The sequence below is a fragment of the Plantibacter sp. M259 genome, assembly GCF_006065115.1.
Taxonomy (GTDB): Bacteria; Actinomycetota; Actinomycetes; order Actinomycetales; family Microbacteriaceae; genus Plantibacter; species Plantibacter auratus.
The window spans coordinates 1,970,205-1,990,485 of the sequence record NZ_CP040750.1 but is presented as its reverse complement, the minus strand read 5'-3'; the positions used below and the strand labels follow the sequence as shown (position 1 = coordinate 1,990,485).

Sequence of the window (20,281 nt, the reverse complement as noted above, 5' to 3'; positions counted from 1 at the left end):
CGAACTGTCACCCTGGACCGGTTGGATCGGACGACGAGCAGTCCACTCGATGTCAGGCGGTCCCTTGCAGGAAGCCGTGCTCCGCGCCCAGGACGTCGGTCATCGCGGACGACGTGATGCTGGCGAAGCGCGGCAGGATCGTCGTCTCGTGGACGGCGGTCGGTCGTTCGGACCAGACGGTCACGACGATGAGTCCACCCTCTGCTCGGAGTGTCCACGCGACGATGTGTCGCGTCAGGACGTGGACGGTGTCGCCGTCGACGTCCAGGGCGATGGCTGCCCGGCTGAGTGACAGGCCGCCGCCCGACTCGGCACTGATGTGCGAGGTCTCGAAGACGATGTCGGTGCGGTCGAGGAGTCGGCCGGTCGTTCGCGCATCCTCCAGGGCGAGGAAGTCGGGCGCGCTGGGAGTCCAGGTCGTCACGGTCCCACCCCCAACTGGTGCTTCGCAGATGCCCGACGGCCGGAGCTCGTCGTGGCGTTGATCGATCCGCCGGAGCGGACGCTCGGACCTAGGCCGCGGACTCGACGCGCTTCGCCGCGCCGGCTGCCGGCTCAGGGACGACACGCATGCCCTTGGCACTGTTGGCCTGCTCGAGGAGCGCGGCCAACCACTCACGGTTGAGCTCGGGGGCACGGCTGCCGTAGAAGGAGAACTGGAGGGGGATCATCGGGTTCAGCCAGAGCGACTGACGTCCGGTCCCACGGCCGGGAACGGCTTCGAGGTGGAACGCGAAGCTCTCGTTGCGGCGGAACTTCGTGAAGATGACCGTCTGCAGGTGTGCGAGCAGTCGGTCTTCGATCTCGTGCGGGGTCGGAGGGGTTCCGTAGAGGAGGTTTCCCATGAGGCGCGCCATCCGTTCTGTTTCGGTTCCGGGCTGGTTCCCGGCGCCGTTGATAACGCTAGATGTTCTAGCGATCCCCCGCTCTGACCTATCCGAAATGCGTCGGGTATCGCCGGGAACCGGGTCGGCGTTCAGGCTGCGCTCAGCTACCGAAGGCCCAGGCCTCGCGATCGCCGCGCAGTCTGGCGGCGAGCGCCGTCGCCTGTTCGTCGGTCAGCGAAGCGACGTAGTCGAGGATGCCGCGCGCCCGCCCGAGGCGCCCCAGGGCGCGGGGGTCGCTCTGCGGGCGGCCGCTGTCGGACTCGGGGTCTGCCGGGAGCCAATCGGGGTTGTCCGCCCGGAGCCGGAAGTAGCCGTCGGTGGCGAGTTCGACGAAGTCGAGGAGCTTCTGCGGCGCGCGCGGGCCGTCGCGGGGGTCGTCGAGCCAGCTGTCCAGTTCGGTGACGAGCACGTCGAGCACCCGCGACTGGCCTCGCTGGTAGGTGGCGAAGTCCGGCCGGTCGATGACGAACCGGGTGTGCACGAACTTCAGTACCGTGACGTCGTGCCAGGCCTCGGGCAGGAGCGACACGTGGCCGGAGCGCACGTTCGGCTCCTCGACGACGAGGACGGAGCGCTGGAGGCGACCGATCCAGGACGACACGAACGATTCGATGGCGCGCTCGGTTCGACTGGAACCGTCGAAGGGGACAGCGAGGAGCCCTTCGACGAGTTCGGTCGCGACGCGCTGGACCGACGCCCGGAAGTGCTCGTCGCTGGCGATCCACGGGTCGCGCGAGACGATCCGCCGGCGCAACAGTTCGAGCGAGTGGCCGGGTGCGCGGCTCCAGAGTTCGTCGGCGTCGAGCGCGGCGAGCGTGTGCTGATCGCGGAGGAAGGTGCGGAACTCGACCGCCACGGCCGCCTGCTGCAGGACGCCGGCCCGGTAGAAGTCGTCGAGGTCGTGCAGCGAGTAGGCGATGTCGTCGGCGACGTCCATCACGGAGCACTCGACCGTCTGCTGCCAGGGGGCGATCGCCGTGAACGCACTGCGGGCGTCGAGCATGTCGTCGAGGTCGAGGGTGTAGGCGGAGAACTTCGGCGGCGCGGTCTCCCAGCGGCTGGCGGTGGACCCGCGCGGCATCCTCGTCGGGTCGGCGGGGTCGAGGTCGGGGCGGTGGATGGTGCGGCCCCAGGGGTACTTGAGCACCGCGGCACGGGAGGCGGCCGTGAGGTTGAGGCCCTCCTTCACCGTCTCGCACACGTCGAGCGCGGAGAGGATGCGGAACGACTGCGCGTTGCCCTCGAAGCCCTCCGCGAGGCCGAGCCGATCGCGCGCCAGGCGGTCGAGGACTTGCTCGCCGAGGTGGCCGAACGGCGGGTGGCCGAGGTCGTGGGCGGAAGCGGCGGCCTGCACGACGACCGGGTCGCAACCGCCGAGCCGCTCGACGATGGCGTTCTGCTCGGGATCCGTCGTGGTGAGCTGCATCGCGATGGCACGGGCGACCGCGGTCACCTTGATCGAGTGCGTGAGCCGGTTGTGGACGACCTGGCCGACGCCGGAGGGCGAGACGACCTGCGTCACGGCGGACAACCGGGCGAAGTACGGGGAGAACCGGATGCGTTCGAGGTCGACCCGGTACTCGGGGTACTCCTCGCCGGTCGCGAACCGGTCCACCGGCTCGGGGATGAGTCGCCGTCGCCGCTGGTCGTCGTCCATCCCCTCACTGTATTGCGCGGCGGGTGGGAGACTGCAGGGATGCATCCGATCGATCGACTCCGAGCCGAGGTCGCCGCGCACGAGTCGAACGCCTGGGCCACCGAGCTCGGGTGGGAACCGCTCGTCGTCGCCTCCCCCGAGGCGCGGGTCCTCATCATCAGTCAGGCGCCTGGTCGCCTGGCGCAGGAGTCGGGCATCCCGTGGAACGACCCGAGTGGTGTCCTCCTCCGCTCCTGGATGGGCGTGACACCTGAGGAGTTCTACGACCCGGCGAACATCGCGATCGTCCCGATGGACTTCTACTTCCCGGGCAAGGGCGTGAGCGGCGACCTCCCACCGCGCCGCGACTTCGCGCCGCGCTGGCATCCGCGAGTGCTGGAGCAGCTGACCGAGGTGCGCCTGACGATCCTCATCGGCGCCTACGCCCAGCGCGCCTACCTCGGACCGCGAGCCGGACGCACCCTCACGGAGAACGTCCGGGCCGCGGAGGCCCACCTGCCGCTCTTCCCGATCGTGCACCCGTCGCCGCTCGCGCGCGGCTGGCGCAGCAAGAACCCCTGGTTCCAGGAGGAGACGGTGCCGCTGCTCGCCGCACAGGTGCGGTCGGCGCTCACGACGTGAGCGAGCCGGACCGGTCACCGGGCAGGCGTCGGCGTCGCGAGCACAGCGTCATCTCGAGAGCGCACGGTACCCTCGTGCGGCATGAGCTCTGACCGCGAGGGAGAAGCATGACCAGGGTCGCCGCACCGCTGTTGGAGATGCTGTGGGAGACGGACGATCCCGCGGAGGTGGTTGCCGCGCGGTTCGGGTTCAGTGATGCCGCCGCGGTCGGCGAATGGGTGGCCGCCACCGTTGGTGATCACTGGGGTCTCGACGTCGAATCGGTCACGCGAGTCGTGATGAGCGGTCACAATGCTCTGGCATGGATCAGCGCTCCGTCCGGGTCGTTCCTCGCGAAGTGGTCCGTTCTCCCGCCGAAGTTCCCGCGGCTTGCTGCGTTGACGCAGCTCACCGCATGGCTTGGCGAGCGCGGACTCCCCGTTTCCGCACCCGTGCCCTCGGTCGACGGGCGGGTCCAGATGCAGATCGACGACGGGACGTCGATGAGTCTCCAACACCAGATCAGCGGTTCGCTGCTGGACGTCTCGGACAGGGAGCAGGTCATCGCCGCCGGCGCCGCTCTCGCCAGGCTGCACCTTGCGCTGGCGCGATATCCGGACACCGAGGACATGGGCGCGTTCGCCGATCCGCCCAAGCCGCTCGCGACACGAATCAGCGGTTGGCTGGAATCCGACCGTTCGGGTCTGCTGACGCCCTCAGCGCGTGAGACGTTGATCAGGCTCGTCGACAACTCACCGACCGAGCCGCTCTCGGCACAACTCGTCCACGGAGACTTCCGGGCCGCGAACATCCTGTGCGCAGGACACGACATCGCCGCGGTGCTGGACTTCGAGGAGGCCCGATTCGATTTCCCCATCATGGAGCTGACGCAATCGGCCGTGATGCTCGGAACGCGTTTCCGTGACTGGGGTCCGGTATCGCCCCACGTCCACGCCTGGCTGCTCGAGGGATACACGTCTGAGCGTCCGCTGACATCGACAGAGGCCGACTGGTGGAACCTCCTCGTGCTGTGGTTCTCCCTGGTGCTGGTTCCTCCGGGAGAGGATCCAACAGGATGGGGACCGGCCGCGAACGACCTCCTCGTCAGGACGGCCGTCTGAGCTGGGCGCTGATCCTCGCCACGATCGGCCATGACCGATGGACTCACCCGGCGATCGGTTCATCCGTGTCACGGCTCTGGTGCAGTTCGGAGCGGGCATCACGTCGCGTTGTGGCAGCATCGATTCCGCCAGTGCATCGCGGCGCTCTCGAGGAGACCGACAGGCAGACGAGGACGCAGAGACACCGGCATCCGATCCAGCGTTGAGGGGTAAGCCGTGAGCGACGAACCGAACACCGGCGACGGAATGAGGCTGCCGGTCGAACCGACATCGGGGCCGAGCTCGGCCACAGGGCCCGCCGTGCCCGACGCCGGTTCCGTGTCAGTCGCCGGAACCGGCGCGGCCGACCAGGACGGACCGGTCACCGGACGAGCGTCCGGCGTCGGCATCACGCTGCTCCTGTTCGGGCTGCTGGTCGCGAGCTGGTTCGTCCAACTCTCGTTCGCGCTGCAGGGCGAGTTCGGTCCGTCTGAGGACCGGCTCAGCGGCGGCGGAATGCTCGGCGGGTTCATGCTCGGCGCCGCGATCGCGATCGGTTCGCCGATCGTCGTGCTCATCCTGCAGGCGCGGGTCCACAAGCGGACACCTCGACACTCGATCATCGCCGTCATCGGCGCCGTCGTCGTGCTGATCATCGCCGTGCCGATGAACGCCATCGTCGTCGGCCTCCAAGCCGTGAGCGTCATCAGCGGAAGCTAGGCGCTCGTCGCCGAGGATGTGGGCCCGCGTTCGCGGCCGATGAGGTAGACGAGGCGGCTATTCGAGTACTTCCCAGAGTTCGATCGGGAGGCCCTCGGGGTCGTGAATGCGGACGAATCGGCCGTATTCCGTCTCCCACTCGGTTCGACGCTCGACGGCGATCCCGGCTCCCTCAAGTTGCTTCGTCAGGGCGTCCAAGTCGCTGACGCGAAGGTTGAACATGAACGGCTGGTCACGAGCGAAGTACTCGCTCGTCCCCGCAACAGGAGCGAAGACGGTCATGCCGGCCTCCTGCATCCAGACGGCGTCTTCGCCCTCCGCGCCGGCTTCGATGCCGAGATGCTCGCGGTACCACGCCGCGCGCGCCGACGGGTCATGACTGCGGAAGAACAATCCGCCGATGCCGAGAACGCCCATGGGGTGAGCTTATCGACGCGAGGAACTCCGCGACCCCGACGCACGCTCGAGATCGGTGCTGCGGGACATCAGGACATACGGTGCACGTCCACAGTCGTCCGTGATGGTCGATTGCGGCTCGAACCCGACGGCTCGCCAGAATCGCACTCCACGCTCGTTCTGGACGTCCGGGTCGACGGTGAGTCGAGCGATGTTCCGTTCCCCTGCGCGGGCCACCATGGCATCGACCACCCGTCGACCGGTCCCCTGACCTCGCGCGGAGGGCGACAGGATGAGGTCGATCCCAGCGCAGTCAGCCCCGACCAGGTGCAGCTGAACGAGCCCGACCGCCTGCTCGTCGACGACGACCAAGTAGCACTCGACGTCGGGCAGTCGCGCCCCCAGATACTTGGCGCGGATGAGCTCGTCGGGCAGCCGTCCCGGCCCGCCCCATCCGTGGAAGGAAGGATCATCGAACAGGCGACGAAGCGTGGTGAAGTCATCCGTGGACGCAAGTTGCAGCCTCATCGAAGCCATCATGCCCGGGTGGTCAGTGGGCGTCCATCGCCGCGAGCCGCTCTTACAAACCGGCGATCTCAGCCGATCGCACGACGAAGTACACGAGGATGGCGACGAATGCCACGACGAGGACGACGGCGGTCCAGAACATCACGATGCGAAGCCGTCGTATCTGTGGAGATTCGCCGGGTCGATTCCAGGGTGCGCGAGCCATGGAGCAACCATAACGGGGGGGCGGCCCACGCTGAGCAAGCCGCCGCTCAGGTGCCGAGCTCTCGAGTCGCATCGGGAACGGCCGAGGCCGACGCGACGGCCCGAACCACCGCGGCGAGGGTCGCGCAGGCCTGAGCTGTCGAGAGGGCCCCGGACATGACACTTCGGGCGAGGGCGTCCCCGGCGCCGGGGATGGCACTCAACGGCGCCGGGTCGATGGCGCCGGTCCATGGCTCCAGCGCCTCGCGGCAGATCTCGAGATACGCCAGCTCCGCCTCGGCCCGCAGGGCACTCAACGTCGTCGATCCGCGAAGTGCGGACACGACGGCTGTAAGCTCCATCCCTTCCGCGATGCAGCAGCCGATGTAGGCCTCGGCGACCAGGTCCGCGACGGCGGTGAGATCCTGCGGTGCACGCGCGAGCGCCGCGACCAGGGCGTCTCGCTGATGGGATTCGAAGGCCCGGTAGACCTCGGACAGCAAGCCCGACAGATCACCGAAATGGTCATAGGCCACGGGCTTCGTCACGCCGGCGTGCGCAGCCACCCGCGCCAGCGTGACGTCCGCGAGGTCATGCGTGCGGATGAGGTCGCGAAACGCATCGAGTAACTGCGCGTGGCGTGCATCCCACGAGAGGCGACGTCTCGGCCCAGAACTGAAGCTGTCGTCCGCGGTGGTTTCCATCCCCCGATTCTACCTACTCTTGGTAAGTTACTCTTGGTAAGTAAGAGATCGAGAGGATCACCCATGACGTCACGAGACACCACCGCCGCGACCGAGAACGCATCCCACGACGATTCAGCCGCACCCACCACGCGCGTGTTCATCTTCGGGATCACGGGCAGGGTCGGCCGACTCCTGGCGACCCGGCTCCGCGCCAGAGGTGTCATCGTCTCAGGCCTCACGAGGTCGTCGCTGCCGGATTCCGCCCTCGAAGCCAATGGAGTGACGACCGTCACCGGCGAGCTCGGGGTCGCCACCACGGAGGAGATCACGGCGATGATCTCGGACTGGGACGTCATCGTCTTCGCGGCCGGGTCGAACGCCGGAGCCCAGGACGAGACAGATGACATCGACGACGCGGCTCTCCGGCGCGTGTCCGACTCGCTCGCCGCGACGCCGGGGAAGCGCCTCATCCTGCTGTCCGTCCTGCCGGAGGCCTGGCGCGAACGGCAGCTGAGCGACGACGAAGAGCACTACTTCGCCGTCAAGAAGCGGGCGGAGGTCGCGCTCACCCGCCAGCCGATCGACTGGGTCATCCTCCGCCCCTCACTGCTGACCGATGACCCGGCCCGGGGGACGGTCGCCCTGGGGCCCGCCGAACTCCATGACGAGATCACGCGCGAAGACGTGGCCGCCGTCCTCGAGGCACTCATCCTCGAGCCGACCATCAGCCGGCGGATCCTCGAAGTGAACTCCGGGCCGACCGCCATCACCGAGGCGGTCGGCCGCATCGCACGCGCTTACCAGGCGTAGGCCTCCGGGGCCTGACCACCGGGGCCGGGGAAGAGCTCGTCGAGGGCGGTGAGGTCGTCGGCGCTCAGTTCGATGTCGACCGCGGCGACGGCGGACTCAAGCTGCTCGATCGTGCGCGGTCCGATGATCGGGCCGGTCACGCCGGGCTGATGCAGGAGCCACGCGAGACCGAGCGACGCCGAAGTCCAGCCACGCTCGGCCGCGAAGCGGTCGTAGGCGTCGAGCTGGTCCTGCTGCTTGGCTCGGGCCTCGGTGATGCGGGACTCGCCCGATCGCGCGCGCTTGTCGGAGGAGCCGCCGCTCAGCAGACCGCCCGACAACGGCGACCACGGCAGGATGCCGAGCCCGTAGTGCTGCGCGGCGGGGATGACCTCGAGTTCGATCGAGCGCTGCGCGAGGTTGTAGAGCGACTGCTCACTGACGAGACCGAGGAAGTGTCGCTGCGAGGCGACCTCGTTCGCCTGCGCGATGTTCCAGGCCGCGAAGTTCGAGCTGCCCGTGTAGACGACCTCGCCCCGAGCGACGAGCACCTCCATCGCCTGCCACAGCTCCTGCCAGGAGATGTGACGGTCGATGTGGTGGAACTGGTACAGGTCGATCCGGTCCGTCTGCAGGCGCTCGAGCGACGCGATCGCCTCACGACGGACCTGCCAGGCCGACGCGCCACGTGCGTTCACGACGTCCGAACCGTCGTCGTTCGGGGCGACCATGGGCGAGTGGACCTTCGTCGCCAGGACGATGTCGTCACGGACGCCGGGACGGGCTGCGAACCACCGGCCGATGATCTCCTCCGTCGCCCCACGACCGGCGCTGCCACCGTAGGCGTTGGCGGTGTCGAAGAAGTTGACGCCGAGGTCGAACGCCCGGTCCATGATCGCGAACGAGTCCTCCTCGCTGGTCCGGTCACCGAAGTTCATGGTGCCGAGCACGATCCGGGAGACCGTCGTCCCTGTGCGGCCGAGGTGCGTGTACTTCATCGTGGAGCCCTTCTCATCGTCGAACCGGGCCGCGATCCCGCGGCGCGTCGAGTGTGTCACGGAAGCCGCCCGCCACACCCCCGGCTCGACAGGGCGGCCTCGACCGGCTACAGCCCGAGGCGATACCGTGGCACGATGCTCAGCCTCACCGATGTCTGGCCACTCTTCGGCCTGGAGATCCGCACGCCGAGACTCGTCCTTCGCCTCGTGCGCGACGAGGACCTCCCCGGATTGATCGAGGCCGCCCTCGCCGGCGTCCACGATCCCGCCGTCATGCCGTTCTCCACGCCGTGGACCGACCAGCCGCGCGAACAACTCATCCGCGAGACCGCGCGGCACCTCTGGACCCAGCGTGCGGGGGCGACACCGTCGTCCTGGACGCTCAACCTCGCGATCCTCCTGGACGGGACGCCGATCGGGCTGCAGGACATCGGCGCCCGTGACTTCGCCGTCACGCGGACGGTCGGGAGCGGTTCCTGGTTGACGCAGGCACAGCAGGGCAAGGGGCTCGGCATCGAGATGCGGGCGGGCATGCTCCAGTTCGCCTTCGACCACCTCGACGCGCAGGTCGCGGTGTCGGACGCGGCCGTCTGGAACGGCGCATCGCTGGGCGTCTCGCGACGACTCGGCTATCGGGACAACGGCCTGCAACGCTTCATCGGGCGGCCAGGCGAGCTCGTCGAGTCGCAGGGCCTCCGACTGCACCGCGACGAGTTCGTGCGACCCGACTGGACCGCCGAGGTCACGGGCCTCGATGCGGCACGGTCGGCGCTCCTCGGCGAGCCGTCAGCAGACTGAGAGCGCCAGTGTCCGCGTCATCGTGATGGGATGACCGACGGCTCCAGCGGCAGGACGAAGGTCGCGACGGTCGTCCCGGGGGCGCTGGCCGTAGCTGGCGTGCTCCGCAGGGTCACGGAACCGCCGTGCGCGTCGGCGATCGCCCGTGCAGCCGGCAGGCCGAGCCCCACGCCCTGCACCGCCTGATCCCGGGCGTAGTCGGCCCGGTAGAACTTGTCGAAAGCCTGACGGAGTTCGTCGGCGCTCATCCCGACGCCCGTGTCGTTGACGGTCACCGCGGCGTGCCCGGCGCCCGGCTCGACGACCACGTCGACCGTCCCATCGGCCGGCGTGAACTTCACGGCGTTGGCGACGAGCTCGGTGATCGCACGGTGGACCTGCTCGGGATCCGCAGAGACGACCGCCGCCGCGTCGGCGTGCAGTCGGACGATCGGACCGGTCGCTCCCGCGGTCGCCGTCTCGATCGCGCGCGCGGCGACGTCCCTGAGGTCCATGCGGCTCGGTGTGATCTGGACCGTCGAGTCCGACGCGGTCAACAGCTCCTGCACCCGCCGCTCCAGCTCGACCGCGTTGCGCTGGACGACCCGAAGCGCCGGGAGCAGACCGGGGGCGTCGACCTCGGCGTCGTCCATGATCAGTTCGAGGTAGCCGTGGATGGAGGTGAGCGGCGTGCGCAGCTCGTGGGACACCGTCGTGAGGAACGCCTCACGGACGTCGATCGCGTTCGCGAGCTCGGTGACGTCGTGGGCGACGATGACCGTTCCCAGGTGCGTGTCGCCGTTGCGCATGACCCGCGTGGAGCTGGCGAGGATGGCACGCTGTTGCCCGGCCTCCCCCACCCATTCGAGATGATTCGAGAGCAGCTCGCCCCGCAGCGCCCTGGGGATGATCTGCTCGTCGAACGGGATGGGTGTCCGACGATCGGCTTGGAGGACGTGTTCCCCGGCGTACGGCGGGGTGTCCAGCCGGAACCCGACGGCAGCGACCATGTCGGCAGCGTGCGCGTTCGCCACGCCCAGGGTGCCGTCCGCCGTGTAGAAGGCCACGCCCGCGTCCACCGTCTCGAGGATCGACTCGGCGAGCGCCTCCGCGTCGAGCGCCCTGGCGAGCGAGCGTTCGAGCTGCGCGGCCTGCTCCTGGATGGCGTGTCGGCTCCGCCGCAGTTGGCGGGCTCCGATGTTCACGGCGACCGCGATACCGATGGTGAGCATGGGCAGCAGGGCGACGTTGAGCCAGTCCACAGCGGTCTCCGGCGTGCGAGCCCGGAGCACATAGGGAGCACTGCTGATGAACAGGGTTCCCGCCACGGCCAGGATGATCATCCGCGGGGTGAACCCGAACGCCAACCACAGCACGGGGAAGATGCAGAGGAGGCTCGCCCCCGGAGTCACGCTGATGAGCTCGAGCCGGATGCTCGCGACGGCGAGGAGGTCGAGGACGGCGACGACGGCCATCGCGTGCGTCGGCCAGCGTTCCCAGGGCAGGAATCCCGCCAGGATGGTGCTGATCGCCGCGAGTGCGGTGCCCGAGAGGACGGCGACCGTGAAGAACCGCTCGGGCAGGACGATCGCGACGAGGATCGCGACGATGCCGAAGGCGATCGCGAACGGGAGCTGTGCACGGGCGAACACCCGGAGTCGGCCGCGTCGAGAGGCTTCATGTTCCAACAGCGGCATGATCGCCCACTCTCTCCAGCTCGGTCAGAGAGGACGTCGGCCGGATTCCACGTCGATCAGCTGATCGACGTCAATCTAACCCATGCACACGCGGACAGCCATCGTCGGAGGCCTGGAGCGCTCAGCCATCGCGTCTGACGGATGGATTTGCGTTAATCGGATCACCGATCCACGGACTCAGGAACGGACGAGTCGGGGACTCAATGCCGCCTCGGTCGCCGTCACCGTGGGCCGCCGGTCCAGATGGATCCCCGCGATCATGCAGCGGACGGAACCCCCGGCGAGCTCGATGGTCGGGACGTCCAGAGGCAGGATCCTGCAGCTGCGCTCGATGACCGCCAACTGATCCGTCCGCAGGCTCTGGACGGCGCGGCTCGAGATCGCGAGGAGGCGCTCCCCCGTCGCCGACCGCAGCTCGATCGCGTTGCCGGCGAAGTCGCAGACCTGCCCGTAGTCGAGGTCGACGATCGTCCGCCCATGGCCCGTGAGCCGCTCGATCACCTGATCGCGCCGCGCCGGCGAGGCGATCAGGTCGAGACCGATGAGCGCGAACTCGGTCGCCACGCCCATCATGACGTTGGTGTGGTAGATCGGGACCCCGTGCGGGTCGACCGCGTCGAAGACGAGCGGCTCGTAGCCGAAGTTGGTGCAGAACCGCTCGAGGGCGATCGGGTCGGCCCGGTGGGATCGCGCGACGAACGCCACCCGAGCCGCGTGGTCGAGCACCATCGCACCGGTGCCCTCGAGGAACACGTCGTCGAGCTCCAGCCCCGAGTAGTCGATGACGTCCTGCACGCGGTACTCGCGCTTCAGCATCTCGACGATGTCCCACCGGCGCTCGCGTCGGCGGTTCACCGCGTACATCGGGTAGACCGCCAGGTGCCCGCCCGCATGAGTGGACAGCCAGTTGTTGGGGAAGACGCTGTCGGGGCGGTCCGGGTCCTCGTCGTCGAACAGGTGGACGCGGACGCCCGCCGCATCGAGCGCCTGCGCCATGGCGGTGACCTCGTCGAAGGCCGCGTGAGCCACCCCGGCCACGGACGCCGACGGGACGCCGTCCGCCACCTGGAAGACGTTGTCGGCCGCGGTCAGCGGGTTTGGCGTGAACCGGTGCGGCCGGATGAGCACCACGGCCGACGGCGCCTGCACGGACATGTCGGACTCAGCCGACGGGAGAGAGCGCGCCGACGAGTCCGAACAGGTCCTTCGGGTCGTCGGGGGCGGCGACGAGGTCGATCTCCTCGAAGTACTCGCTGCCGTCGACGGAGTCGCGGAGGAAGCGCAGCGCGGTGAAGTCCTCGATCGCGAAACCGACGGAGTCGAAGAGCGTGATCTGCTCCCGCGAGCTGCGGCCGGGAACGGCACCCGTGAGGACCTGCCAGAACTCGATCACCGGGAAGTCGGGAGCCATCTGCTGGATCTCGCCCTCGATGCGGGTCTGCGGCGGGAATTCGACGAACACCTCGGCACGATCGAGGATCGATGCCTCGAGCTCCGTCTTGCCGGGGCAGTCGCCGCCGATGGCGTTCAGGTGCATGCCGGGCTCGACCAGGTCGTTCGTGAGCACGGTCGCGAGCGCCTTGTCGGCCGTGCAGGTCGTGACGACGTCCGCGCCCGCCACGGCGTCGGCGGCACTCGTCCCGATGACGACCTCGAATCCGAGCGGCTCCAGGTTGCGCGCGAACTTGTCCATCGCGAGCGGGTCGACGTCCCAGATCCGGACGGTGTTGATCCCGAGGGCGGCCCGCATGCCGAGGGCCTGGAACTCAGCCTGGCTGCCGGCGCCGATGAGGGCATGAACGCTCGAGTCGGGACGGGCGAGGTGCTTCGCGACCATGCCCGACGTCGCGGCGGTCCGGAGCGCCGTGAGGAGCGTCATCTCGGCGAGGAAGGTGGGGTAGCCGTTGTGCACGTCGGCGAGGACGCCGAACGCCGTGACCGTCTGGTAGCCCCGGGCCGGGTTGGAGGGGTGGCCGTTCACGTACTTGAAGGCGTAGGTCTCGTGGTCGCTCGTCGGCATGAGCTCGATGACGCCGAAGGGCGTGTGACTCGCGACGCGCGGGCTCTTGTCGAACGACGGCCAGCGACGGAAGTCGGCTTCGAGGTAGCCGATCATGCCGGCGATGATGCGCTCGGGACCTCGGTCGGCAGTCCAGCGGACCATGTTGCGGACATCGACGAAACGCGTCATGACGTTCCCTTCCAGACGAGTTCGGGCTCGGAGCCGACCGGAGCAGACCACTCGCGGTTGCTTCGAGCCTAGGTTTCGACGATCTGCACTTTCTATTCCAGAGATGCGCGATTTGTGCACAGGTTATGCACAATGTGAGTAACTGCGTTGTACATTGTGTGCATGGCTGCGCTGGACGATCTGGACCGGAGGCTGTTGGCTGCGCTCCGAGCCGACGGCCGTGCGTCGGTCGCGAGCCTGGCCCGGTCGCTCGACGTCGCCCGGGCGACCGTGAACAGCCGTCTGGAGCGACTCATCTCCTCCGGCACGGTGGTCGGGTTCTCGGTCCGGGTGCGCGACGAACTCGACCCCGGCACCATCCGCGCGATCGCCTTCATCGAGGTCGAGGGTCGCACCACCGACCACGTCATCCGCCAGCTCCGCGGCTTCCCGGAGATCAGCGCGCTCCACACCACGAACGGCGGGTGGGACCTCGTCGCGGAGCTCCGCACCGAGACGCTGACCGACTTCGACCGCGTGCTCGGCGGGATCCGACGCATCGAGGGCGTCGTCAACAGCGAGACGAGCCTCCTGCTGAGTTCCGTCCTGCGCTGACGACCCGGTCGCGGTCGCGGAGCTTCAGCCCCGGTCCCTGAGCTGAAACCCGGTCCCTGAGCTGAAACCCGGTCCCTGAGCTTGTCGAAGGGCACACGGCCTGACCCCGCCCTTCGACAGGCTCAGGGACCGGACGGGGAGCGCAGGGAACGGACGGGTGCGACGGGCCGACGCTAGAGGCGCGGGTCGATCGGCTCGGACTCCATGGCGAGCACGCCGAAGACGGCCTGGTGCACCCGCCAGGTCGGTTCACCGGCGACGAACCGTTCGACCGCCTCGACGCCGAGCGCGTACTCGCGCAGGGCCATCGACCGCTTGTGGCCGATGTCCCGATCGCGCAGGCGCTCGAGGTTGTGCGGCTCCGTGTAGTCGGGACCGTAGATGATGCGCAGGTACTCACGGCCCCGCACCTTGACACCGGGCTGCGCGAGCGACTTCTCACCGCGGACGAGGCCGGCCATAGGCTTCACGACCATGCCCTCACCACCCGCACCGGTCAGCTCCTCCCACCACGCGGTCGCGGCGTCCTCGGAGGCCGACGAGGTGAGGTCGACCTCGATCGAGCGGGTCCGGCGGATGAGCTCCGGGTCGGCGTCCGCGAGGCGGTCCGCGACCGAGAGGTGCCAGGCGTGGTCGCGGCCCAGGTGGGTCGTGCCGGTCGAGGCGAGCAGCTGGAACGGCGCGATCTGCACGCCTTCCAAGCCGTTCGAGGGCGCGGTGTACGGGCGGTAGGCCGCGACGTAGGCGTCAGCGGCCTCGGCCCGTCGACGCGTCCGTTCGAGCAAGTCCGAGACGTCGACACCGGTCGCCGCCGCCTGCTCCAGCACGTGCACGGCCGCAGGGAGTGCAGCGGTCGCGGCAGCTCCGACCGAGGCGTACTGGTCGCGGATCAAGCTCTCCGCCTTCACCGACCACGGCAGCAGCTCGCTGTCGAAGAGCAGCCAGGAGGCGTCGAGCTCCTCCCAGAGACCGGCTCGCTCCACGGCGGCGTCGAGCCGGGTGAGGAGCGTCTGCGTCGTCTCCTCATCGAAGAACGGCCGACCGGTGCGGGTGTGGACGGTTCCGCGCCATCCCGCAGGCGCACCGAAAGGTGCCGGATCACGCGTGAGCAGTACGACGGCACGCGAACCCATGTGCTTCTCCTCGCAGACCACCCGTTCGAGCCCCTCCCGGCGATACGCCTCGAACGCCTCGGCGGGGTGCTCCAGGAGGTCCTTCCGCTGCGAGGTGCTCGGCGGACTCATCGTCGGCGGCAGGTAGACCAGGCGCCGCGGGTCGATCGCGAACCGGCTCATGACCTCGAGTGCGCCGGCCGCCGCGTCCTCGCGGATGCCGACACGGCCCGAGACGCGGGTCTCGACGACCTGCTTGCCGAGGACGTCGTCGATGCGCAGCAGCCCGGGATCCCGCTGCTCGCCCGCGGGACCGGTCGGGCGGCCGAGCGGCACGACGGGTTCGTACCAGACCTGCTCGGCCGGGACGTCGACGACCTCGCGCTCCGGCCACCGCAGGGCACTCAGCTTGCCGCCGAAGACGCAGCCGGTGTCGAGGCACATCGTGTTGTTGACCCACTCGGCGTCGAGGGTCGGCACGTGGCCGTAGAGGACGGTCGCCTTGCCGCGGTAGTCCTCCGCCCACGGCAGCCGCACGGGCAGACCGTACTCGTCGGTCTCCCCCGTGGTGTCGCCATAGAGCGCGAACGACCGCACCCGCCCGGAGGCGCGTCCGTGATACTGCTCGATCAGGCCGGCGTGCGCGACGACGAGCTTCCCGTCATCGAGGACGAGGTGCGCGACGAGCTCGCGACAGAACCGCTCGACCTCTGCGCGGAACTCCTCCGGCTCCTCGGCCAGTTGGGCGAGCGACTCGGCGAGCCCGTGGCTGGTCTGCACCCGCTTGCCCTGCAGCGCACGGACGAGCTTCGACTCGTGGTTGCCGGGCACGGCCAACGCGTGCCCCGCGCCGACCATCCCCATCGCCAGTCGCAGCACGCCAGGGGTGTCGGGCCCGCGGTCGACGAGGTCGCCGAGGAAGATCGCGCGGCGTCCCTCGGGGTGCGCGGCGTCGATCGGTCGACCCTCCATGTCGCGCTCGATCACGTACCCGAGCTTCGTGAGCAGCGTCTCGAGCTCACTCCGGCACCCGTGCACGTCGCCGATCGCGTCGAAGGGACCGCGCTCCTGACGACGGTCATTGAGCAGCGGCTCCCGGACGAACGACGCCTGCGCGATCGCTTCGACCCCGGAGAGGACGTGGACCTTCCGGAAGCCCTCCTTGCTGAGGTGCCGCATCGACCGACGCAGTTGATCCTGCTGCCGGGTGATGACCGCCGCGCCGAACGAGCGGTCCTCGCGGGCCTCGTTGCGCTCGATGCAGACGCGCTCCGGGACGTCGAGCACCACGGCGACGGGGAGGACGTCGTGGTTGCGTGCCAGATCGATGAGTGACTTGCGCGAGGCCGGCTGGACATTGGTCGCGTCGATGACCGTGAGGAGCCCGGCGTCCAGGCGGCGAGCGGCCACATCGCGGAGTGCGGCGAAGGCGTCGGCGCTGGCGGCCTGGTTGTTCTCGTCGTTGGAGACGAGCCCGCGGAAGAAGTCGCTCGACAGGGTCTCGAACCGGCCGAAGTGCGTGGCTGCGAAGGTCGACTTGCCGGACCCGCTCACGCCGATGAGGACCACGAGCGACAGTTCGGGGATCGGCAGGGCGGCGGGGGTGTGCTCGAGGTCGCTCATGAGATGGCCTTCCGGAAGATGGCGAGCTGCGTCGGCGAGCCGAGCTGCGGGTCGACGTCGCCGACCGTGCGGTGCTCGACGCCGTAGCCGTACCGCTCGGCCGCAGCGGTGCACCAGGTCGCGAACTCCTGGCGGTCCCACTCGAACCGGTGGTCCGGGTGCCTGAACGAGCCCGCCGGCAACGAGGGGTACAACGCGTTGTACTCGCGGTTCGGCGTCGTGACGATCACGGCCTCGGGAGCCGCAGCACCGAAGATCGAAGCCTCGAGTGCATCGAGGCGCTCGGCGTCGATGTGCTCGACGACCTCCATGAGCACGATCGCATCGAGTCCGCGCAGCCGGGTGTCCGCGTACGTCGCCGACGACTGCAGCAGCTGGATGCGCTCTCGGACGCGATCGCTCGCGTCGCGGAGCCCGAGCCGCTGCAACGCGGATGCGAGCGCGCGTGCGGAGACGTCGGTGCCGATCACCGTGCTGACCAAGGGATCCGCCATCAGGCGAGTCAGGAGGGCGCCCTCGCCGCACCCGACGTCGGCGACCGACCGCGCCCGCACGTCGGTGAGCGCCTGCAGGACCGCCTCGGCGCGTAGGCCGGCGAGTGCCGGGGCACGCTTCGCCTGTGACGCGGTGGCCGCGTCGTCCCCGCCGTCTCCCTCGGCACCGTCGGTCCGCGCCTCCGGATCCAGCTGCGACTGCGCATCGGTGACCATCCGCGACTGGTGCGCGAGATACCGCTTGGTGATCAGGTCCCGGTCGGGGTGATCGGCCAGCCACCCCTCGCCGGCGCGGAGGAGCTTGCCGACCTCGTCGTCGGAGACCCAGTAGTGCTTGGCGTCATCGAGGACGGGCAGCAGCACGTACAGCTGACGGAGGGCGTCCGCGAGGCGGAGGTGCCCGGTCAGCTCGAGGTCGACGTATCGCGAGTCGCCCCACGCGGGGACCGTCGGGTCGAGCGGGATCGCCCGTTCGACGACGGTCCAGCCGAGCGGGCTGAAGAGTCGGGTCGCCAGCTGCTCCAGGCCTCGCGACGGCACTGCCGCGACCGTGATCGTCAGCGGGAGCGCTGCCGCGGCGAGCTCCGGGTGGGAGTCGCTGCGGCCGGTCATGGCACTGCGGAACACCTGCCCGATCGCGACGGCGACCATCGACGACGACGCGTACGGTCGGTCGTTCACGTACTGGGAGAGCGACGCGCTGTCGCCGCCGCCGAAGCGCTTCTGACGGACGAGCGCGATCGCGTCGACCTCGAGCAGCAGGGCGATGGTGCATCGCTCGTCGGTCGCCTCCGGGTAGAACACGTGAGCGCGCCCGACGCTGAGGTCGAAGCTCTGCGCCCGAGCGGGATGCTTGCGGACGAGGTGCCCCAGGTCGGCGGCCGAGGGCGCGGTCGAGGTGATGGTGACGAGCACAGGTCCATCCGTCCGGTTGGCGGCGAGGTTCCTGAAAGCCTAGCGGCGGTCGTCGCGCGTGCGTGAGTCGCCCGAATCTGCACGGATTTCGGCGATCTCCGTGCAGTTCCGGGCGACTCAGTGCCGGCTGATCAGCCTCCGAAGAGTTTGCCGAAGAACCCCTTGCGCGGCTTCCAGCCGGCGGCGGTCAGGGCGTCGATCACCGGCTGCTTGACCTCATCGGTCGTGAAGTCGTAGCCCATGAACTGGCCGGTCGTCGTGCCATCGCGGTCGGTGGACTGCGAGATGGGCGCGACGCTCCGTCCGAAGGAGAAGGACTTCTGCGGGCCGGACTGCCAGGTGCGCTTCGTCGACAGACCGCCGAGACCGACGGTCGTCTTCGAGGAGGACGACTGCTCGTGGAACTCCCACTCCCCGTCCTCGGGGTGCAGCTCGACCCGCAGCTCGTACTCGGCACTGAACATCCCGGCGCCGATGAAGCCGAGCCAGCGCTGGTCGGCGTACCGCCAGTGCGCGACGATGCCGTCGGGTGTCGGGTCGTAGATGAAGGGGAGTTCTTCGCTGTTGAGCGCGAGGATCCGGGCCTGGGCGTCGCGGAGGTCGAAGGTCATGGGGCGAGTCTAGGCAGACGGACCGCCCGGCGACATGGGGACAGCTCCCCGTCACCCGGCTCCCCTACGCTGGCCGGGTGAGCGAATCCATCCTGACCCAGAACGTCCTGACCGTCACGAGCTACAACATACGCACCGCCGTCGCCCAGCCCGGTCACGAGTGGGTGGACCGGGCACCGCTCGTCTCACAGGTCATCGCCCGCAACGCGCCTGACCTCCTCGGGCTGCAGGAGGTCCGCGAGCACCAGCTGCACGACCTGCTCCCGGGCCTCGCCGAGTACGACTGGTTCGGGCAGGGTCGCGACGGTGGCACCTCCGGCGAGTACGGGCCGGTGTGCTTCCGCCGCTCGCGGTTCGAACAGCTCGACGCCGGCGAGTTCTGGCTGTCGGACACCCCCGACGAGCCGGGCTCGAACACCTGGCCGTCGCTGCACGCGCGGTTCGTCACCTGGGTCAGGCTCCGTGAGCGACGCACCGGCGACGAGCTCGTCTTCGCCAATACCCACCTCGACCACGAGAGCTCACCGCACGGCGACGACGTCCGCACGCGCAGCGCGAAGCTGATCGCCGACCGCTTCTCCGGCGTCGACGTCCCCGTCCTCCTCACCGGCGACTTCAACACCGAACGCGGATCGGCGGCGCACGACGCTCTGGAGCGCGCCGGCTTCGTCGACCTGTCACCGATCGACAGCGACGGTATCGGCACGTTCCAGGGCTACGGTCCCCAGCGTCCCGGGAACGCGCGCATCGACTGGGTGCTCGGCCGCTCCGGCAGCGTCGCCCCGCACACCCGACTGGAACCGATCGAAGCCCTCGTCGACGAGCAGGACCCCACCTCGGAGGCGAGCGACCACTTCCCCATCCTCATCCGGGCGCAGCTCACCCACTGACGGCGATCCGACCCGTCACACCAGGGCGGTACTGCTGGTCAGTCGCTGGAGGCCGTCGGCGCGAGCCGGAGGAGGACCAGCCCGACGATCGACGGGACGAGTGGCAGCGCGGCACCGAACACCGGGTCCACGCCGGTGAGAAGCGAGCCGCAGAGGGCGCCCGCCACGAGCAGCACGATCGCGCCGATGCGGATGAGGTGGTGGTCGTGGACACCGTCGGCGAGGCTCTGCATGAGACTCGTGAGGGTACCGGTCACGAAGGTGGTGGTCACGCCTGAGCGTTCGATGCGACGGGCGACGGCCGTCTGCCCCGCCATCGCGAGCGTGGAGAGCGCGATGAGGACGCAGATCACGGGCGTCGTGCGCGTCTCGGGAGACACGATCCATCCGATGAGGACGCACGCCTGCGCGATCACCGCACCGCCGAGCACGAGGACGAGCCGGTGCTGCGGCGCCTCCGGGGTCGGTCGGTCAGGGGTGGCGACGAGCCGCGTGAAGCGGAAGGCAAGGAACGTCCCGACGGAGAACAGCAGCACGGCGACCGTCGCCCCGAGCAGCACCTCGCCGAAGTCGGGCCGACTCGTGAGTCCGGCCAGCACGAAGTTGCCGGTCATGTTCGCGGTGAAGACGCCGCCGAGCTGCAGGAACGCGAAGGCGTCGGTCGCCCCGGCCGCGAACGACAGCACGAGCGCCATCGCCGCGATCATGCCGGCACGCGTCCGACGCCGGGTGATCGTCAGGGTCGGGTCGGTGCCGCCGGTCTCAGTCACGTGCACATCGTCCCACGCCCGTTCGCCCATCTTCGGGCGAACGGGAGCTCGCTCGCCCGAACA

21 protein-coding genes are annotated in these 20,281 nt (G+C 69.2%); 7 read left to right on the top strand and 14 right to left on the bottom strand.

From position 1 onward, the window contains the following. Window positions 1-52: 52 nt before the first annotated feature. The 3 genes from FGL15_RS09205 to FGL15_RS09195 form a co-directional block, all read right to left on the bottom strand. The gene (locus tag FGL15_RS09205; protein ID WP_138945802.1) at window positions 53-424 is read right to left on the bottom strand and encodes a hypothetical protein; all 372 of its coding nucleotides are present in this window, start codon (window positions 422-424) and stop codon (window positions 53-55) included. 88 nt (window positions 425-512) lie between these two features. After that, window positions 513-845 carry a hypothetical protein gene (locus FGL15_RS09200; RefSeq protein ID WP_079706140.1) on the bottom strand — a complete coding sequence of 111 codons (333 nt, stop codon included), beginning with the start codon at window positions 843-845 and terminating at the stop codon, window positions 513-515. A 142-nt stretch (window positions 846-987) separates the two neighbouring features. Further along, window positions 988-2,544, bottom strand: a complete 1,557-nt coding sequence (locus FGL15_RS09195) for a deoxyguanosinetriphosphate triphosphohydrolase family protein (RefSeq protein WP_138945801.1) — start codon at window positions 2,542-2,544, stop codon at window positions 988-990. A 39-nt stretch (window positions 2,545-2,583) separates the two neighbouring features. Between FGL15_RS09195 and FGL15_RS09190 the strand changes: the two genes are divergently transcribed. The 3 genes from FGL15_RS09190 to FGL15_RS09180 all read left to right on the top strand — a co-directional run bounded on the left by FGL15_RS09190 (window position 2,584) and on the right by FGL15_RS09180 (window position 4,964). Continuing rightward, the gene (locus tag FGL15_RS09190; protein ID WP_138945800.1) at window positions 2,584-3,165 is read left to right on the top strand and encodes a uracil-DNA glycosylase family protein; all 582 of its coding nucleotides are present in this window, start codon (window positions 2,584-2,586) and stop codon (window positions 3,163-3,165) included. Between the two features lie 107 nt (window positions 3,166-3,272). Further along, window positions 3,273-4,265, top strand: a complete 993-nt coding sequence (locus tag FGL15_RS09185) for a phosphotransferase enzyme family protein (RefSeq protein WP_138945799.1) — start codon at window positions 3,273-3,275, stop codon at window positions 4,263-4,265. A 216-nt stretch (window positions 4,266-4,481) separates the two neighbouring features. Then, a complete protein-coding gene (locus tag FGL15_RS09180) occupies window positions 4,482-4,964 on the top strand; it encodes a hypothetical protein (RefSeq protein WP_138945798.1) in 483 nt (160 codons plus the stop codon). A 57-nt stretch (window positions 4,965-5,021) separates the two neighbouring features. Here the strand turns inward: FGL15_RS09180 and FGL15_RS09175 are convergent, their stop codons facing one another. From FGL15_RS09175 to FGL15_RS09165, 3 genes are all read right to left on the bottom strand, one after another. Further along, entirely contained in the window at window positions 5,022-5,381 is a 360-nt protein-coding gene (locus tag FGL15_RS09175; RefSeq protein ID WP_138945797.1) for a VOC family protein, read from the bottom strand. Window positions 5,382-5,390: 9 nt separating this feature from the next. Continuing rightward, window positions 5,391-5,888 (bottom strand): GNAT family N-acetyltransferase, encoded by a 498-nt coding sequence (locus FGL15_RS09170; RefSeq protein ID WP_168223360.1) that lies wholly within the window; start codon window positions 5,886-5,888, stop codon window positions 5,391-5,393. A 251-nt stretch (window positions 5,889-6,139) separates the two neighbouring features. Next, complete coding sequence (locus FGL15_RS09165) at window positions 6,140-6,775, bottom strand: TetR/AcrR family transcriptional regulator (protein ID WP_205858717.1); 636 nt, start codon at window positions 6,773-6,775, stop codon at window positions 6,140-6,142. A 63-nt stretch (window positions 6,776-6,838) separates the two neighbouring features. On the opposite strand from FGL15_RS09165, the gene FGL15_RS09160 reads away from it, so the two are divergent. After that, on the top strand, window positions 6,839-7,567 hold the full coding sequence (locus FGL15_RS09160) for an NAD(P)H-binding protein (protein WP_138945795.1): 729 nt from the start codon (window positions 6,839-6,841) through the stop codon (window positions 7,565-7,567). Here FGL15_RS09160 and FGL15_RS09155 read toward each other — a convergent pair. After that, entirely contained in the window at window positions 7,555-8,544 is a 990-nt protein-coding gene (locus FGL15_RS09155) for an aldo/keto reductase (protein WP_138945794.1), read from the bottom strand. The genes FGL15_RS09160 and FGL15_RS09155 overlap by 13 nt on opposite strands. A 135-nt stretch (window positions 8,545-8,679) precedes the next feature. Between FGL15_RS09155 and FGL15_RS09150 the strand changes: the two genes are divergently transcribed. Beyond that, complete coding sequence (locus FGL15_RS09150) at window positions 8,680-9,342, top strand: GNAT family N-acetyltransferase (RefSeq protein WP_138945793.1); 663 nt, start codon at window positions 8,680-8,682, stop codon at window positions 9,340-9,342. Between the two features lie 17 nt (window positions 9,343-9,359). Here the strand turns inward: FGL15_RS09150 and FGL15_RS09145 are convergent, their stop codons facing one another. The 3 genes from FGL15_RS09145 to FGL15_RS09135 form a co-directional block, all read right to left on the bottom strand. Beyond that, complete coding sequence (locus FGL15_RS09145; RefSeq protein ID WP_138945792.1) at window positions 9,360-11,018, bottom strand: cell wall metabolism sensor histidine kinase WalK; 1,659 nt, start codon at window positions 11,016-11,018, stop codon at window positions 9,360-9,362. Window positions 11,019-11,195: 177 nt separating this feature from the next. Then, window positions 11,196-12,173: a citrulline utilization hydrolase CtlX gene (gene ctlX, locus FGL15_RS09140; RefSeq protein WP_138945791.1), complete on the bottom strand. Its 978-nt coding sequence runs from the start codon at window positions 12,171-12,173 to the stop codon at window positions 11,196-11,198. Between the two features lie 7 nt (window positions 12,174-12,180). Then, a complete protein-coding gene (locus tag FGL15_RS09135) occupies window positions 12,181-13,209 on the bottom strand; it encodes an ornithine cyclodeaminase (RefSeq protein ID WP_138945790.1) in 1,029 nt (342 codons plus the stop codon). 162 nt (window positions 13,210-13,371) lie between these two features. Here FGL15_RS09135 and FGL15_RS09130 point away from each other — a divergent pair, with 162 nt between their 5' ends. Further along, window positions 13,372-13,803: an Lrp/AsnC family transcriptional regulator gene (locus FGL15_RS09130; RefSeq protein ID WP_064293981.1), complete on the top strand. Its 432-nt coding sequence runs from the start codon at window positions 13,372-13,374 to the stop codon at window positions 13,801-13,803. Window positions 13,804-13,976: 173 nt separating this feature from the next. Here FGL15_RS09130 and FGL15_RS09125 read toward each other — a convergent pair whose 3' ends face one another. The 3 genes from FGL15_RS09125 to FGL15_RS09115 form a co-directional block, all read right to left on the bottom strand. Continuing rightward, on the bottom strand, window positions 13,977-16,538 hold the full coding sequence (locus tag FGL15_RS09125) for a polynucleotide kinase-phosphatase (RefSeq protein WP_138945789.1): 2,562 nt from the start codon (window positions 16,536-16,538) through the stop codon (window positions 13,977-13,979). Continuing rightward, window positions 16,535-17,947: a 3' terminal RNA ribose 2'-O-methyltransferase Hen1 gene (locus FGL15_RS09120; RefSeq protein WP_138945788.1), complete on the bottom strand. Its 1,413-nt coding sequence runs from the start codon at window positions 17,945-17,947 to the stop codon at window positions 16,535-16,537. The genes FGL15_RS09125 and FGL15_RS09120 overlap by 4 nt, the downstream gene beginning before the upstream one ends. A gap of 131 nt (window positions 17,948-18,078) precedes the next feature. Next, entirely contained in the window at window positions 18,079-18,558 is a 480-nt protein-coding gene (locus tag FGL15_RS09115) for a hypothetical protein (RefSeq protein ID WP_138945787.1), read from the bottom strand. A gap of 77 nt (window positions 18,559-18,635) precedes the next feature. Between FGL15_RS09115 and FGL15_RS09110 the strand changes: the two genes are divergently transcribed. Then, window positions 18,636-19,448, top strand: coding sequence for an endonuclease/exonuclease/phosphatase family protein (locus tag FGL15_RS09110; RefSeq protein ID WP_138945786.1), 813 nt, complete (start codon window positions 18,636-18,638; stop codon window positions 19,446-19,448). A 38-nt stretch (window positions 19,449-19,486) separates the two neighbouring features. Here FGL15_RS09110 and FGL15_RS09105 read toward each other — a convergent pair whose 3' ends face one another. Further along, window positions 19,487-20,218 (bottom strand): YoaK family protein, encoded by a 732-nt coding sequence (locus FGL15_RS09105; protein ID WP_168223359.1) that lies wholly within the window; start codon window positions 20,216-20,218, stop codon window positions 19,487-19,489. Window positions 20,219-20,281: the final 63 nt, after the last annotated feature.